The sequence below is a fragment of the Micromonospora sp. NPDC023737 genome (assembly GCF_040639715.1).
In the GTDB taxonomy this organism is placed as follows: Bacteria; Actinomycetota; Actinomycetes; order Mycobacteriales; family Micromonosporaceae; genus Micromonospora.
Map to the genome: position 1 here is coordinate 1 of NZ_JBFAAL010000032.1, position 17,143 is coordinate 17,143.

Sequence of the window (17,143 nt, forward strand, 5' to 3'; positions counted from 1 at the left end):
TCCCGCCGCTGGGGGGCGGGCCGCTGCCTGCCCCCCCGCCCCCCCCCCAATGTGCGGCTTTCGTGATTCCGGGGGGGGCGCCCCCTGGGGCCGCCCCCGCCAGCATGACTTAGATGGCGCTCAGCTAGCAGCTACTATCTACCACGCCACCAGAATCCAATGAACTCCTCGTCGACTCGGTTAGCGAACTCTTCGATTGCAGCACGTCCAGCATTAGGAGTGGCCCGCCGGAAATCTGCCCATCTATTCGTAATGTCTTGGTGCACATTCGCTACACCGCCGTTTTGCATCCGACTCCCGGGCACTCCTCGGATGTTTGCCGGTGCATCGAAATCGAAGTCCCCGAACTCGGGATGGTTGCGATACTCCTGGGGAATCCGGTGATGGGCATCCCAATCCTTGGGCAGTCGCGGCAGCCCTTGCTTATGTAGATCCGCCTGATAGCGACCCCGATAGTTATCTTTATCAATATTTGGATCTTCGGGTGCCTTTTCCTTAGCGGGCTTGGCTGCGGATTCGCCGTTGGTTGGGCATGCGTCGTTGTGGGCGAGTACGGGGGTTTCGCCGGCGAGGACGTAGTAGGTGTGCTGTCCGTCGACGGTGAAGTTGTGTACTCGCTGGACGCGGGTCTCGTGCCGGACGGCAGAGATCTGCACCCACGTGCCCGACGACGTCTGGAGCCAGGCGCCGACCTTGAGCTGACCCGCGGTCACCCAGACCCCCGAGTCCGGCAGGTAGAACCGGTGCCCGTCGGTCGCGACGATCGTGCTGGTCTTGCCACCAGCCTTACCGTCGGTGTCGACCACGATCGTGACCAGCTTCTTGACCCCATCACCCTTGATCAACTGGGTGACGGGACGGCTCTGCCGGTCCCCCGACTCCACATCGGCGGCCAGAACCCGATCCCCGACCTTCACCTCCTCGATGGGCTTACTACTCCCATCGCTGAGGAGCACCCTCGTACCCGGGACGAAGCTGTTACAGGGGTTGTCAGTCTTCGGTTTAGGCGTGTTGGTGGGAAGTGCCTTCTGCGCGTCGACGGTTGCCTCGACACCCTTTTCAAGGTCCTTGGCGGTGTCGATGCCGTCGGCGATCTTCTTACCTGTCTTCGCCAACTTCGCCGCGGCCACCGCGTTACCCGCTAGCGGAATCGCGGAAGCCATCGACAGAGCCGCGTCGACGTAGTTGCCCTCAGCCGCGTACCAGATGCCGTTCGCGACGTCGGCGACCTCACCGATCACCGGCACCATCCCGGCCACGTCCAGAGCGGCGTGGCCGATGTCCGACCACGACATCCCGAACAGGTGCCCGTCCAACTCCACAAAGCTGACCGGGTTACCACCAGCGAACGCATACCGGTTACCCGTGAACGGATCCATGGACAGACCCATGTCCGCCAGCGCGCCACCGTAGGCGTCCCGCGTCAGGAACCGGTTCAGACCGGGGTCGTAGTTACGGAACCCCATGTCATACGTGCCGGAGCCCGCATCCCACCGGGAAGCGTTGAACCGGAACGCGTTGTACGGCTCCTCACCCTCCGCAGTCTGACCCGGCTTGTCGACACCGGTGAACTGCGACTCGTCGTCCTTGCCGTACGCCGTGTAGCCGTACGTCGCCCGAGTGTTGCCGTCCTCCTTCGTGATGCCGATGACGTCACCACGCGGCCGGTAGATGAACTGCGAGTACTCCCGACCGCCGTCATCCTTGTGCTTGATCTGGGTCAACTGCTGACCCCACGGCGCGTACTGGTACGACTTGCTCGCCTTGCCGGCAACCTCCTCACGCAGCACCTGGTTGTCCATCCCCAGGTACGTGAACAAGGTCGTCTTACCGTCCGACGTCTGCGACACCGTCCGGTCGAACGGGTCGTACACGTAGGTCGTCGACTTCGCGGTGGCGCCGATACCCGCGGTGGTCTTCGCCGTCCGGTCGAAACCGTCGTAGTAGTACTTCTGCGCCCGCTGACCACCGACCGACACCGTGTCGAGGCGACCCAACGGGTCATAGTTGTACGTCGACGTCACACCCGCCGTCGTGGTCGAGTGCAACCGGTTCCGGTCGTACTTGCTGGTGCTCGTCGTACCGGCGACCGTCTGCGACACCGTGTTGCCGTTGGCGTCGTAGACGTACGACTCCGTCGACGAACTGTCGCCGGTCTTGTCGAGCCGGGCGATCCGGTCCTGCGGGTCGTAGTTGAAGACGTACGTGTTGTCGATGTAGTCCGACGAGTTGTCGGCGTTCATCAACTTGAGCACGTCCCGCGACGGGTGCCCGTTGGCCTGGTACTCCAGCGTGTGCTCCGCGACGGTCGCCCCGCCGGAGGTCTTCTCCAGCTGGTGCTTCGTGGCGCCGTCGAGGTAGTACTCGAACTCCACGGTGTTGCCGTTGGGCTTGGTCTGCTTGAGCATCTGCCCGCGAGCGGTGTACGTGAAGGTTGAGATCTGCTGGTTGCCCGCCGTCTCCGAGTCGGCGTTGGTCACCTTGGCGACCATGTCCCGCTCGTCGTAATCGATCTTCGACCAGGTGAGGTCGTGGGTAGAGGTGAGCGGGTTGCCGTTGTCGTCGTAGGTCAGCGACGTGGTGTTCTTCGGGGTCTGATCGTCGACCCCGACGAACTCCTTCACCGTCGAGATCTGGTTGAGCTCGTCGTAGCCGATGTCGTACCGGCTGGCCTTCGCGCCCGGGCTGAGGTCCTTGACCTCGACCAGCATCCCGTTCGGGTTGTACCGGTAGGTGAACTCCTTGCGCTCGTTGTCCACGTCACCGGCGTTGTCCCGCACCAGCTTGACCGCGTCGGCGAGCACCTTGCCCGTCGCCTGGTCGGTGACGGTGATCTTCTGGACGCCGTCCTCCTTGAAGGCGTAGCTGCCCAGGCTGATCCAGGTGCCGGCGTTCTGGGTCTGGTTCACCGTCTTGACGACGCTGCCGCCGTCGTAGGTGATGGTGAACTTCGCATCCGTCGCCGCGCCGCTGACCTGCGGATGCCGGACGAACACCTCGTAGCTGCCGTCGCGCGGGATGGCCAGCTGCCAGTTGAACTGGGCCGAGCCGGTGCCCGCCGGAGCGGTGGAGACGTCGTAGCCCCACTGCCCGGTGGCGGCGCCGTTGGTCCAGCTGCCCTGCGAGGCGGTGTTGTTCGAGTCGGTGTTGTCGACCAGGACCACGTCCTTGCCGACCGGCACACCGTCCTCGAACCGCCGCCTCTCGTTACCGGACTGGAAGTACTCCCACGTCATCGTCCGGGTGACCGACCCGCCGGCCGAGGTCAGCGTGTTCTTGATCTGCTGGCCCAGGTCGTTGTAGTCGTACGAGTTGACGATGTCCCACGGGTCCTTGGACGTCTTCGTCCACCCGTTGTCGTAGTAGGTGTACTCGGTGTCGTTACGGACCGTCTGCCCGTCCGACGGGGGCGCGCTGACCTTGGCCAGGTTGCCGATCTCGTCGTAGGTGTAGAAGGTCTTGTCCGGCGTGTTGTAGCGGCTGTCGTCCTTGTCGTAGGACGACCACTCCTCCTTCTTGCGGTTGAGCGCGTCGTAGACGGTCACCACGGCGAAGTCGTCGGCGTCGGTGGCGGTGTCCACGCCGCGCGGCGTGATCGCCTTCGTCTGGTTGCCGACCTGGTCGTACTCATACTTAGTGGTGCGGTAGGTGATGTTGCCGGAGGTGTCCTTCTTGTGCGGCACCTTCGACTCGATCAGCGCGCCGCGGGCGTCGTACGTCGCCAGCGACTCGTTGCCCTCCGCGTCGGTCGTCCCGAGGGTCAGGCCATCCTTGTCGTACCGGGCGGTAGTGAATTTGCCCTGCGCGTCGGTGGTCTTGACGACCCGGTGGTTCCAGTCGTACTCGTACTTGGTCGTGAAGTCGTCCGCCGCGCTGGCGGTCTTCTTCGCGTCGTACAGGACCGTGGTGTTGCCGACGTTGTCGTACTCCGAGACCACCTTTTGGCCGAGGCCGTTGGTGACCTCGATCGGCTGGTAGATCGCGTCGTACTTCGTGGTGGTCGTGTAGTCGCCGACCTTCTCGGTCACGTGGCCCTGTGGCTCCGTGACGGTCAGGACGTTGCCGACCTTGTCGTACGTCGTGGTCGTCTTGCGCGCCGGGTCGTTCTGGTCGTCCTTCGGGGCGTACGCCTCGATGACCTGGTCGGTCTCGTCATAGACCGAGGTCGACACCGCCCCGTTGGCCGCGTACGCCGTCACGATGTTGTCGTTGGCGTCGTACTCCGGTGCCTTGGTCGTGATGAAGCGGTTGTTCACCGCGTCCAGCGGCTCGACCTTCTCCTTCGGCCGCCCGAACGTGTCGTACGCCTGGGTGACCTTTGCGTTCTTGCCGTTCTTGACCTCCAGGGTGTTGCCCCGGTCGTCGTACGTGAAGTACGACAGGCCCTTGCCGGCGTCCTCGATCTGCCGCGGGTATCCGCTGGGGTGGAAGTCGAGGTACCGGGTGGTGTTGCCGTTGGCGTCCTTGGCCTCCTTGAGCTGGCCCCACTCGTCGTAGGTGTTCCAGCTGGTGTAGTCGCCGGCGGTCGCCGTGGTGTTGCCCACCGGGTCGGTGACCGACTCGACGTCACCCTCGGCGGTGTACGTGAAGGTCGACTTGCGGCCCTCGGGGCTGGTCTTGCTGACCACCTCGGCCACGTAGCCGTTGAGCTGGCGCTGGTAGGTCAGCACCGTGCCCGGCCAGCCGTTCTTGACCGCCTCGGCGTCCCGGACCTCGGTCGGGTAGCCGGTCTTCGGGTCGTACGCCCAGGTGGAGACCGCGCCGTTGGCTTCCTCGAGCCGGACCACGTTGTGGTCGTCGTCCCAGCCGAACTTGGTGGTCTCGTTCTTGGCGTTGGTGGTCTGGTACGTCCGGCCGTAGCCGTCCATCTGGTACCCGGTGGTGTGGTTCTCCGCGTCGGTGACCGTGGTGTTGATGTTGTTGCCCTGCGGCCCGTCCGGATCGGTGTACGCGAAGGCGGTCAGTCGCTCGTCGGGATGCCGGTCGTCGTACGACTTGGTGGTCCAGTGCCACTTCGGGTCGTCGCCGTCCTGCGGGTAGTTGTAGGCCAGCGCCGTGGCGTTGCCCCTCGGGTCGGTGGTCTTGACCAGCTTGACGTTCTTGTTGCCCTGGGTCATGTCGTAGGCGAACTTGAACGTCTTCGGCGCCCCGTCGGTGGAGCCGTACCCGTCGACCAGCTCACCCAGCAGACCCTTGTCGGTGTAGGTGAAGGTGAGCTTGCGTCCCGAGATGTCGGTGATCTGCGAGATGTGGTCGATGATCTTCGGGTTGGTCAGGTTCGACACGTTCGACACCCGGGTCCACGTGGTGTCGTTGATGTAGTCGTAGGTCTGACCCTTGGCGTAGTAGTCGATGGTCAGCGCCCGCCGACCCGTCGGGTCGGTGATGTAGCGGAGGAACTTCGTCGGCTTGTTGTTCGACTTCCGCACTTCGTACGTGAACACCATCTCGTTCTGGTTGTTGTCCACGATGCTGGTCAGGAAGCCCTCGCAGTCGTAGAAGAACTGCGTCCGGTCCGGCCGGGTCAGCACCCAGGCCTTCGACTCCTCCGTGTTGGGCTTGCAGTCCACGCTGCTGTACTTCTGCAGGTGGAGGTGCACGCCCTTCGGGCTCTTCCACTCGTTGGCCGCCGCGTCCCAGGTGAACCAGTGGCTGGTGCCGTCACCGTCGGTCAGCGTGACCTTGGTGGGGTTCGGGTTCGGGTGGAAGTCCAGCGGCGCGCCGAGGCGCATCATCGAGGACGCCTGCACCGACCAGCCGTAGCCGGCCACGGTGTCGCTGGTGTCCAACGAGTTGTAAGCCAGCCGCACGAACGTCGACAGACCCCGCGAGGGATTGTTGAACGCGTTGTACGACCAGACCGTGTTGCCGGAGTAGAGGTTGTTCATGACCGAGCCGCCGGCGCCGGTGTTCTTCCCCGCGTACGAGTAGAACTTCTCCAGACCCAGCTGGTCCGAGGTCGGCTCCTCCACGGCCACGTTCTGCGGCAGCGGCTGGATGGCTGGGACCGTGTCCGACAGCTTTTTGCCGGTCAGCTTGTTGTGCAGGTCCCAGTTCAGTACGTAGTCGGTGCGCTTGTTCCCGTCCGTCGACGACGGCGGGGTCTTCACCTGCGCGGCCACGTCGACCGTGCCACCCGCCGGGATGCTCTTCGGCAACGCCGTCTTCAGCTCGAAGCTGCCATCGGCGCCGTCGGTGACGTCCTGTCCGTCGGCGCGTTTCCAGTCGTACGCGAGTTCCCAGTCGGTCGGGTTCCACTCGGCGAGAGTCGGGTTCGACAGCGTCACCGGCACCGTGTACGTGGCGTTCGGCGTCGCCAACTCCGGCGTCGACGCCGCGTAATAGGTCGACTCCGCGGTCTGCTCGAGGTAGGTCACCTCCAGCGTCGGCCGCAGCATCGGCTCAGCGCCCTCGGAGGAGAGCAGCATCGCCCGCGCGGTCTGGTTGACCTCGTCACGCTGCCTCAGCAGCAGACCGTAGTTGCTGGCCGGCTGCTTCACCCAGCCATCGACGGCGGGCGTGACATCCCAGCTCTCCCACTCCGGGTCGTTGGTGATCCCGGTGACGCTCGCCTTCCAGGTGGTGTCGTAGTCACCACCTGCCGCGGTCCACGCGTTGACCCCGTCGTAGGTCTTCCACGTGGCCTTGTTCTCGACGAAATCACGCTTGAGCTTGTAGACGTCGACGTACTCGTTCTGGTCCTCGCCCGGATACAGGTACGTGTTGTACATCCGCAGCTCGGCGTCGACGATCTTCGCGCCATCCGGGACACCGGTGAGGCTTCCGAACTTGATCAGACCCCGGGTGTCGCCGTAGTAGAGCGAGTTGTTGCCCGGGCTGACGTACGGGTCACCGTCGTAGACATCAACGTTCTCCGTCGGCTGGCCCGCCGAAAGCGTGGTGTCGGTCTGCCCCGTGCGGTAGATCCGGGTGATCTGCCCGGCCTTCGGCAACGTCGCCGACTGGGTCGGGCCGGCGATGACCTGCCCGTCGCGGGTCTTCACTGCGACCATGTAGTAGTAGAACTTCCGGTCCAACGGGTTGGTGTTGTCCGCTGCCGTGGGCACCGCGGTGGTGTCCTGGTACGTCAGCGTCCCGGTGGAGACCGGCGCGATCAGCGTCGCGGCCGACGGGGTGAAGTTCTGGTAGATGCTGCGGTGCACCTGGTACTCGACCGCGTCGTCACTCGTGCTGCTCGACGGATCGTTGTACTGGGGCCAGCTCAGCACGGCACCCGTCGAGGTGATGGTGGTCGGCGGGTTCACCGCCACGCCCGGCCGGCCGTAGGTGACGACCAGCTTCGGCAGGTTGTAGTCGCGCCGGGCGTTCTGGTACGCGTACTCCGACGCCTCGAAGATCGGCCCACCGCGGTTGAGCTTGTCCTCGTCGACCGCCTTGATCATGAACCCGTTGTTGGTGCTCGGGGCGTTCACCCACTCTTGCACCGTGTTACGCACCGGGAACGACATCCACGCGCTGGAGACAGCCCGCTTCTTCGTCGCCACACCCCAGCGGGTGAACCGCACCGCGTCAGCGATCACCGAGTTACCGACGTGATCGCCCAGCACCACCCGGCCCGTCGTACCGGCGTCGAAGCTGTGCACACCGAGGGTCTTCCACTGGCCCTTGCCCGGCGGCTCGGTCTGGTCCACCTCGTAGGTCTTGCTGCCGCCCTTGTAGTAGACCGTGTACGGCGTCTTGGTGTACCGGTCGTCGGTGTGCGAGACGAAGTGCACCTCGACCTGGTAGTCGCCCGCCTCGGTCAGCGTCGGCACCCACGTGTGCGTGTTGCCCGCGGTGGTGTCGTTGTTGTAGCGGTAGTCCGCGTTGATCGCCAACGGCGTCAACTCGGTGTTGCCCGAGTACGGCCACGTCCCGGTCACCGACGTGCCGGCGGCGCCCTCATCGACGGAGACCATGTTGCCCGACGGTTGCGCCGCCATGGCGTCCTTCATGCCGTCCCAGGTGGCCTCGTCCTCGGTCCACGCGGAGGTGATCTTCCGCGCCTCCAACGCGACGTCGTACTCCCACGACTGGTGGGTCTGGGAGTAGTACATCTCCAGGCGCGCGTCATCGATCGGCGTGTTCACCGGGATCGAGGACGTCTTGAACTTGACCAGCGACCGCCACACCGAACTGTCGGTGCCCACCTTCAGCGGCCAGGTGACCAGGTCCTTCCCGTACGCGTGCCCCGGGTTGCCCTTGTAGATCTGCACGTCCTGGGCATCGTCCGGAACCGGCTGGATCTTGATCGTCGGGTCGACCACCACCGGGTACACCCGCGCCGGGTCGGCCAGCCAGCCCGCGTCCGGAGTCACCGTGATCGTCGACCGGCCACCGGACTGAGCCACCTTCTGGGTGACCTTCTCCGACCACACCTTCCCGTGCGGCGAATCCTTGTCGTCCTTGTCGTCGTACATGAACGGCGCCGGCATCACGAACACCGGCTCACCGCCGCCCGCGCGCACGAACGCGATCGACCCGTCCTCGCGCTGCCGCGCCGTCAGCCCCGCAGTGTCCAGCGTGAACGTCCACGACACCGGCCCAGCCGGTGCCTTACGCAGGACGATCTTCTCCTTCAACGCGGTCGACGTGACGTCGTAGACCACGTCCGCCCCGTCCGCCACACCGGCGTAGGTCACCGTCGAGCCCGACACCTTCGGCGTGACCGCCTTCGCCGCCCCCGACAGACCCAACTCGATGCTGCGACCATCCCGCTCGAACCGCGCCAGCTCCTCGGAGCTGTCACCGAACAGGCTGGTGAACGAGTTTGTCGAGTTGCCCTGGACGTAACCCTTCTCGTTCGTCGGCCGCACCGTCGTGTCGATCGGCTGGTAACGGCCCTTCGAGTCCTTGTAGTGCACCGGCACGGCGGAGATCTCCGCCTGCGTCCGACCGTCGGACAGCTGATACGTCTTGCTGTTCGCCGTCCGCTTCTCCGGCAGCTCCTTGACCCGCTTCTGCGGTGGCCACACCTTCGCCGCCAGAGCCTTCTCCTGCACCGACAGGCCGGCGCTGATCACCTCCGGCCTCGGCCGGCTCGGCCCGTCACCGACCATGCCCCGGGCAGCGTCGCCCAGCCGGTCGAACAGACCCTCTCCGTCGTCCTGGGCGCTCGCGCTGCCCTCCGGTCTTTGATCGGACAGGACAGCCGTCCCACCCACGGTGGCGGCCAGCGCCACCACCAGGGCCGCGATCAGCGGCCCTCTCAGGTTCCTTCTCACCCGTCACCCTCCGGTCAAGGGCTGATACGTCGGGTAGAAGCTAGGAGAACGACATACACGCGGAGCTATCGTCCGGCTATCGCGGCGCGATAGCGCGGGCGCGGACCGAGCGCCGGCGGCGGGGTGGGGACGGAACGGGGCCGCCCCGCACGCGATGAGCGGGACGGCCCCGGGTGAGGATGGCGAACGTCAGTAGCGGTCGAGGTTCGCGTACGGGCTGATTACGATGCGCCGCGACAGCGCCGGGTTCAGCCAGCGCAGGATCGCCACCAGGTTGGCGTGCGGGACGGCCACGCACCCGGCGGTAGCGTTGCCGCCGCTGGTGCTGAACTCGTGCAGGAAGATCCCGCTGCCCGCGTTCGGCACCGGCGTCGACACGTTCGGCGCCGGTACCGGACTCCGGGATTGGCGGCGTTGCCGTACATGGTGGGCCCGATCGAGTAGACCCCGGTCGGCGTGGTGGCCACACCCTCTGTGTGGTTGTCGCTGAATCCCTTGGACCCGATGTGAGCCGGCAACGGCGGGGAAACCGGCCACCAGCGGCCCCGCTGCTTCGCATACGTCTCGAGGGTCGCGTAGGTGGTGGAGTAGCAGAGGCCCGGGACCGCCGCGCGGGTCAGAGCCGGGTCCGCAACTACCCGGCCCTGACCCAACCGTCCGATGTGGTAGCGGACGTCGCCGTGGTGTGAAGGCGTGGACGTGGCACGTCGTCCACACCGGCCCACCATGACGAGCCGGCCCGCATGCACTCAGCTCCATGTGCCCCACACCGGACTTCGTACGCCCGCGGCTCACCCCGAAGGGCCGCGAACATCGGCTCAGGTTAGGCATCTGTCGATGGCCGGACAAGGCACGCCGGAGCCATCGACGGGGTAATTGATCTCAACGTCGAAAAGTGGCATGTCGACGTAACGCGTCTGCTGCCGTCAGCGCTGTTCCGCCGCGAGGCGGCCCGTCCGCTCCGATGCGGCTCGGTTGGCGGCGAGCGCACCGAGCAGCGCCGAGCCTACGGTGATCCACCAGCGGTGCCGCCGTACGCGCAGGTCGGCGGCCCAGATGTAGCCGGCCGGCAGGTACGGCGCGACGGCGGCCGCGCAGCGACGAACCAGCCATGCGTAGCCGAGCGCCACCGGCAGGCACCACCAGAGCAGCCCCGGCACCGTGTGCGTGCCGGTGACCTGCACCGGGGTGCCCGTGGCCAGGTACGCCACGTCCGGCGCGACCGTACCGCTGGCCAGCGCGACACCGTCGAACCAACGCGGACGCCACAGCTTGAGCGGCAGCACCGGAGCCAGGTGCGAGGGGAATGACAGCGGCACCCACGGATCATCCCGCATCGATGCGGGAGCCGACACCCCGGCGTAGGCCGAGCGCCGGGTCAGAAGTGCCGGAGCAGATCGGGGAAGGCGGCCAGGCGCAGGATGCCGTGGTCGGTCGGGTCCAACTCCTCCTCCTCCAGCACCCAGGTGTTCTCGTTCGGAATGAAGACCGCGTTCAGGCCGGCGGCCCGGGCCGGAAGGATGTCCGAGCGCGGTGAGTTGCCGATCATCCACGCGACGGCCGGGTCGAAGCCGTGCTCGCCGGCCAGCCACCGGTACGTCTCGACGTCCTTCTCCCGCACGATGTGCGCGGCTCGGAAGTGGTGCAGCAGCCCGGACGCGTCGAGCTTGCGCTGCTGCTCCGCCCGGTCCCCCTTGGTCAGCAGCAGCAGCTCGTGCCGCCCGGCCAGTTCGTCGAGCGCCTCGGCCACCCCGGGCATCAGCTCGACCTTGTGCTCGACCAGCGCCGCGGTCAGCCGGTCGATCTCGCGTCGCTCGAGTTCCGTGGCCGGCCGCTCGCGCAGCCGTTCCAGGCACTCCGCCAGGCTGCGCAGGAAGACCTTGCTGCCGTAGCCGTGTGCCACCGTGTTGGCCCGCTCGATGTCGTTGAGGATGGCCCTGATCTCGGCCCGGTCGAGGGTGGGGTGGTCGAGCCAGGCGAGGAAGTCGTCGATCACCCGCTCGAAGACGAGGTTGTTCTCCCAGAGCGTGTCGTCCGCGTCGAACACCAGCACCTGTGCCTGCCGGCGTACCGTCTGGTCCCCCGCCATGCCGTCCCCCTCATGATCGCCGTCCTGCCTCGGCGGACCTTAGGGCATGGTGTGCGGATGCGCCCAGCGGGTTTCCGTCCACCCCGGCTGCCGCGGCCGGGGCCACCGCAGCAGATGCTCTGTAATCATCTGTTCCCGTTGCTCCTGCGACTCCGGACGCAGGCGACCGCCGCGGGTGAGCATGACCAGGCCGTGCAACAGGCTCCAGCCCACCTCGGCCAGGGTCTCCGGATCCCGCCCCTCGGCCAGCGGAGCCAGCGCCGCCCGCAGCTCGACGAGCACGGCCTGCGGCGCGGCCGGCACGCCGTGGACGCCGAGGGCCAGGTCGGGGGTCAGCGCGAGCATCGCGTCGTAGACCTCCGGATTCGCGTACGCGAAGTCGAGGTACGCGCTCGCCACGGCCGGCCAGATCCGCTCGGGGCCACCGGTCGCCGCCGCGCCGGCCTCGGCCAGTTCGGCGGCCAGGTCGGCGAAGGCGCACACCGCCACGGCGGCGAGCAGCGCCTCCCGATCCGGGAAGCGCTGGTACAGGTCGCCGATGTCGATTCCGGCCCGCTCGGCCAGCCGCCGCGGGGTCACCCCGGTCCAGCCCTCGACCTCGGCCAGCTCCCGAGCGACCGTGACGACGAAGTCCCGCCGGTGTTCTTCCGTGGCTTCTTCGGTAGGTCCAGGCACGCCAACGACGGTAGACCGACAGCACCGTGGGTAACCATGAGGTGACGGATTGGTGACTGCATGTGCCGACCCGCGCCGGCCCACGGATCGGTCGGGACCAGACGGCATCGAAGGAGCCGTACGCCGCCGCATCCGGGTGTCCCCCGGATCGGTGGAACCTACGGTCAGCGGCGCAGGGTGAGGATCAGGTCGGCGACCAGCGCCGTCCAACCCGTCTGGTGCCACGCGCCGAGCCCCGCGCCGTTGTCGCCGTGGAAGTACTCCGGGAAGCAGAGCAGGTCCCGCCAGTCCGGGTGGGTCTGGAACAGCTGCGCCGCGCCGTAGATCGGTCGCCGGCCCCAGCCGTCCCGGGTGAAGAGCGAGATCAGCCGGGCGGAGAGGTCGTCGGCGATCTCGTTCAGCGTCCGCTTCACCCCGGACCGGGTCGGGTACTCGATCTGGAGGTCGTCGCCGTAGAAGGCCGCGTAGTCGCGCAGCGCGCTGACCAGCAGGAAGTTGGTCGGCATCCAGACCGGGCCGCGCCAGTTGGAGTTGCCGCCGAAGAGGCCGCTGGTGGACTCGGCCGGCTCGTAGCCGACCCGGAACTCCTGGCCGCCGAGGGTCACCGAGAAGGGCTCGGCCAGGTGCGCCCGGGAGAGCGTGCGCAGGCCGTACTCGGAGAGGAACTCGTCGCTGTCCAGCATCCGGGCCAGCAGGCGGACGAGCTGCTCCGGGCCGACCATGGAGAGCAGTCGCTGCTGCCGCCCGTCCGGGCCGAGCCGGCGGGCACCGATCACACCGGCGTACTCCGGCCGGTGCGTGAGCAGCCAGCGCAGCCGCGCGCCGAGTTCCGGCAGGCGGTGCAGCGTACGGGCGGTCAGCCGGGTGACGGCGGCCAGCGGGAGCAGCCCGACGACGGACCGGACCTTCAACGGCACCTTGGTGCCGTCGGTCAGCCGCAGCACGTCGTAGAAGAAGGCGTCCTCGTCGTCCCAGAGCCCCTGCTCGTACGCGGCGGCGGCGATGTAGACGAAGTGCTCGAAGAACTTCGTGGCGGTGTCCACCCAGGTCCGGTCCCGCTCGGCGAGGATGATCGCGATGTCGAGCAGGTTGAGTGCGTACATCGCCATCCAGCCGGTGCCGTCGGACTGCTCGAGCGCCCCGGCCACCGGCAGCGCGGCGGAGCGGTCGAACGGCCCGACGTTGTCCAACCCGAGGAAGCCACCCTCGAAGACGTTGTTGCCGCCGACGTCCTTCCGGTTGACCCACCACGTGAAGTTCAGCAGCAGCTTGTGCATCACCCGGGCCAGGAAATCGTGGTCCCGGCTGCCGTCGATCTCGAACACCTTCAACGCCGCCCAGGCGTGCACCGGCGGGTTGACGTCGCCGAACGCCCACTCGTACGCCGGGATCTGCCCGTTGGGGTGCAGGTACCACTCCCGCAGCAGGAGCAGCAGCTGAGCCTTGGCGAAGCCCGGGTCGACCCGGGCGAGGCTGACGCAGTGGAAGGCCAGGTCCCAGGCCGCGTACCAGGGGTACTCCCACGGATCCGGCATGGAGATCACGTCGAAGCTGGTCATGTGCCACCACTGGCTGTTACGCCCGTGCCGGCGACCGGGCGGCGGCGCCGAGGAGGCCGGATCGCCCTCCAGCCACCGTTTGACGTCGAAGTGGTAGAACTGCTTGCCCCACAGCAGACCGGCGATGGCCTGCCGCGCCACCAGCGCCTCGTCCGGCGTCGCCGAGGCCGGGATCACCCCGGCGAAGAAGTGGTTCGCCTCGGCCCGCCGGGCCCAGACCACCGCGTCGAAGCCGGCACCGAGGTCGGCCGCCGGTGGTGGACCGGTGACCGGCGGCGGGGCGGTACGGGTGAGCCGCAGCCGGATCTGCCTCTGACCGCCGGCCGGCACGTCGAGCACGTAGTGCAGCGCCCCCTTGGTGCCCTCCCGAGCCGGGTTGACGGTGTCCGCCCCGTCGACCACGTGGTCGTTGATGCCGTCCTTCGGGTAGCGGGAGCGGCCCGGCAGCCCCCAGAGCCGCTCGGCGTTGGTCTCGTTGTCGCAGAGCAGCGGGGTCGGCGTACCGTCGCCCTCCAGCAGCAGCTGGCCGAGCACCCAGTGCTCGCCGATCAGCCGTGACCCCTCCCCCGTGAGCCTCGGCACCCGGTCGGCGCCGGGCAGCCCCCAGGCCCACGTGTTACGGAACCAGAGGGTCGGCAGCACGTGCAGGGTGGCGGCCCGGTCGCCCCGGTTGGCCACGGTGACCACGACGCACATGTCCGTCGGCGAGGCCTTGGCGTAGTCGACGGTCACCGCCCAGTACCGGTCGTCGTCGAAGATGCCGGTGTCGACCAGCTCGTACTCGGTGTCGTCGCGGCCGCGCAGCGCGTTGACCGCGACCAGCTCGTCGTACGGGAAGGCGGCCTGCGGGTAGTGGTACCGCCACCGCATGAAGGAGTGCGTCGGCGTGGAGTCCTCGTACCACCAGTACTCCTTGACGTCCTCGCCGTGGTTGCCGCCGTCGCCGCCGAGGCCGAACATCCGCTCCTTCAGGATCGGGTCCGCGCCGTTCCAGAGCGCGAGCGCGAAACAGAACGTCTGCCGGTCGTCGCAGACGCCGGCCATGCCATCCTCGTTCCACCGGTAAGTTCGGGACCGCGCGTGGTCGTGCGGGAAGTAGTCCCAGGCCGTACCGTGCTCGCTGTAGTCCTCCCGCACCGTCCCCCACGCCCGTTCGGACAGATAGGGACCCCATGCGCGCCAGTCCTGCTCGCCGGCGTCGGCTCTGGCGAGCCGGATCCGCTCGGCGTCGGGGGCCGGCGCGTCGGAGGACGAACGGTCAGAGATCACCTGCACATCTTCGACGCCTCCCGGGTAGTTGACCACAGGAGCCATTCTCGCGGTGGGGTGTGGCACGCCGCCGCCGGTGGAGGAAAGTTGATCGACATTCGCTTCGGACCCCAGTTCTGCACCGAGCTGACCAGCGCGGCTACCCGGGAGTGGCTGGTGCCCGACGGCGTCGGCGGGTACGCCATGGGCACGGTGAGCGGTCTGCGTACTCGTCGCTACCACGGGCTGCTGGTGGTCGCCGGCGACCGGCCGGCGGCCCGGCGCGTGGGACTGGTCAGCCTCGACCCGGTGGTGCTGCTCCCCTCCGGCGCGCGGGTACGGCTCGGCGTGCACGAGTGGGCCTCCGGCGCGGTGGACCCGCCGGGGTTCGAAATGTTGGAGCACTTCGCTCTCGTGGACGGGGTGCCGCGGTGGCGGTGGCGGATCGGCGACGTGGTGATCGAGCGGGAGCTGGCGATGCTGCCCGGCCGCTCGTGTGTCGCGGTGGTGCACCGGCTCGTGTCCGGCGGACCCGTACGACTCGAACTGGCCGCCGCCTGCACGTGGCGGGACGCGCACGGCGAGCGCCGGGCCGACGGTCCCGCCCTCCGGGTCGAGCCGGTGGCCGGCGGCGCGGTGGTGGAGGGCGCGTACCGGCTCGCGGGCCCGAACTGGGCGCCCGAGGGGCAGTGGTGGCTCGGCGTGCACCACCGGGAGGAGGCGGCGCGTGGGCTGTCCTCGACGGAGGACCTCTGGTACGCGGGCCGCTTCTCCGGCGCGCTGGACCGGCCCGGCGACACCGTGTCGGTGCTGGCCTGGGCCGCGCCGCTGGAGTTCGAGCCGATGCCGGCGACCGAGGTGATCGACGTGGCGCGCCGGCGCAACCGGCAGATCGTGGCGCAGGCGAAGCCCGCCGACGACGTCGAGGCGACGCTCGTGCTGGCCGCCGACGCGTTCGTGGTGCGCACCGGCGAGTCGGCCGCGGACGTCGTCGCCGGTTATCCGTGGTTCGGCACCTGGTCGCGGGACACGATGATCTCGTACGAGGGGCTCTTCCTCCGCACCGGCCGGGCCGACCTGGGCCGGGAGCTGCTGCGCTCGTACGCGGCGACGCTGTCGGAGGGGATGCTTGCGAACACCGCCGACACGGGTCGGGTGGAGCACAACACGGTCGACGCGACGCTGTGGTTCCTGCACGCGGTCAACCGGCACGTGACCGTCACCGGCGACACGGATCTCGCCGCCGAGCTGCTGCCCGCGCTGCGCGGGGTGGTCGACGCGCATCGGGTCGGCACCCGGTACGGCATCGCCGTCGACCCGGCCGACGGTCTGCTCACTCAGGGCACTCCGGAGACCGCGCTGACCTGGATGGACGCCCGCGTCTACGGGGTGCCGGTGACGCCCCGCACGGGCAAGCCGGTGGAGGTCAACGCCCTCTGGGCCAACGGGTTGGCCGGGCTCGCCGAGTTGACCGAGACGACCGGTGGGGACGCCGGGGAGCTGCGTCGGCTGCACGCGCAGGCGGTCGCCTCCTTCCGGAAGCGCTATCCCGCTCCGGGGGGTTGGCTGCACGACGTGGTGGATGCGCCGGCGCCGGCGTACCCGCTGGGTGGGGCGGCGTACCACGACGACGATTCGCTGCGCCCCAATCAACTGCTGGCCTGGTCCCTGCCGTACGCGCCGCTGGAGCCGGACGAGCCGACCCTGCGGCGGATCGCGGCGGCGCTGCTCACCCCGCTCGGTCCACGCAGTCTGACCGCGGAAGCGCCCGAGTTCTCCGGGCGGCACCGGGGCGGGCCGGCGGAGCGGGACTGCGCCTACCACCAGGGCACCGTCTGGCCGTGGCTCCTCGGACCGTACGTGGCCGCCTGCCGGCGGGCGGGAATGCCGGTCGACGAGGTTTTCGTGGGAATCGAATCCCATCTGAGCGAGTACGGCCTGGGCTCGGTCAGCGAGACGGCCGACGGTCTGCCGCCGCACGCGGCGACGGGCTGCCCGTTCCAGGCGTGGTCGGTGGCCGAACTGCTGCGGGTACGACGTTCGGGTCGATAGCGCTTTACACGAGCGCAACGAGTGTGTCTCCGCTGGTTATCCCAGTACCGGCAGGATGGGGGTCGATCCCACACGCGACGGAGACACCGGCATCGGTGTCGGCCGCCGCGTGCCCGGAGACAACTCAGAGGGGGCCGCATGTCAGCTGACGCCGAAGTGATCGACCTCCAGCAACCCGCCCGGCAGCAGAGAGTGCTCATACTGTCCTGGGAGTATCCGCCGGTGCTCGTCGGTGGCCTCGGCCGGCACGTCCACGCCCTCTCCGTCGCCCTCGCCGCCGCCGGCCACGACGTCAC

At 68.0% G+C, this 17,143-nt stretch carries 8 protein-coding genes; 2 read left to right on the forward strand and 6 right to left on the reverse strand.

Going from position 1 to position 17,143, the window contains the following annotated elements:
* Positions 1–134 precede the first annotated feature (134 nt).
* From AB0F98_RS31315 to AB0F98_RS31340, 6 genes are all read right to left on the reverse strand, one after another.
* Entirely contained in the window at positions 135–9,224 is a 9,090-nt protein-coding gene (locus tag AB0F98_RS31315; protein ID WP_357743045.1) for a DNRLRE domain-containing protein, read from the reverse strand.
* A 189-nt stretch (positions 9,225–9,413) separates the two neighbouring features.
* A complete protein-coding gene (locus tag AB0F98_RS31320) occupies positions 9,414–10,055 on the reverse strand; it encodes a L,D-transpeptidase family protein (RefSeq protein WP_357743048.1) in 642 nt (213 codons plus the stop codon).
* A gap of 95 nt (positions 10,056–10,150) precedes the next feature.
* Entirely contained in the window at positions 10,151–10,543 is a 393-nt protein-coding gene (locus tag AB0F98_RS31325; RefSeq protein WP_357743051.1) for a DUF4184 family protein, read from the reverse strand.
* Between the two features lie 59 nt (positions 10,544–10,602).
* Positions 10,603–11,313: an HAD family hydrolase gene (locus tag AB0F98_RS31330; protein WP_357743054.1), complete on the reverse strand. Its 711-nt coding sequence runs from the start codon at positions 11,311–11,313 to the stop codon at positions 10,603–10,605.
* Between the two features lie 39 nt (positions 11,314–11,352).
* Entirely contained in the window at positions 11,353–11,988 is a 636-nt protein-coding gene (locus AB0F98_RS31335) for a TetR/AcrR family transcriptional regulator (protein WP_357743057.1), read from the reverse strand.
* A gap of 164 nt (positions 11,989–12,152) precedes the next feature.
* The gene (locus AB0F98_RS31340) at positions 12,153–14,861 is read right to left on the reverse strand and encodes a glucosidase (protein ID WP_357743060.1); all 2,709 of its coding nucleotides are present in this window, start codon (positions 14,859–14,861) and stop codon (positions 12,153–12,155) included.
* 42 nt (positions 14,862–14,903) lie between these two features.
* On the opposite strand from AB0F98_RS31340, the gene AB0F98_RS31345 reads away from it, so the two are divergent.
* Together AB0F98_RS31345 and AB0F98_RS31350 are read left to right on the forward strand one after the other, a co-directional pair.
* Positions 14,904–16,847 carry an amylo-alpha-1,6-glucosidase gene (locus AB0F98_RS31345; protein WP_357743062.1) on the forward strand — a complete coding sequence of 648 codons (1,944 nt, stop codon included), beginning with the start codon at positions 14,904–14,906 and terminating at the stop codon, positions 16,845–16,847.
* A 138-nt stretch (positions 16,848–16,985) separates the two neighbouring features.
* Positions 16,986–17,143 (forward strand): glycogen/starch synthase (locus AB0F98_RS31350; protein WP_357743065.1); only part of this gene is annotated, 158 nt, incomplete at its 3' end.

What these genes read in the sequence shown, in the direction of transcription:
- AB0F98_RS31320 (WP_357743048.1), bottom strand. Translation starts at nt 10,055, where the DNA reads ATGCCTAACCTGAGCCGATGTTCGCGGCCCTTCGGGGTGAGCCGCGGG.
- AB0F98_RS31330 (WP_357743054.1), bottom strand. Translation starts at nt 11,313, where the DNA reads ATGGCGGGGGACCAGACGGTACGCCGGCAGGCACAGGTGCTGGTGTTC.
- AB0F98_RS31340 (WP_357743060.1), bottom strand. Translation starts at nt 14,861, where the DNA reads ATGGCTCCTGTGGTCAACTACCCGGGAGGCGTCGAAGATGTGCAGGTG.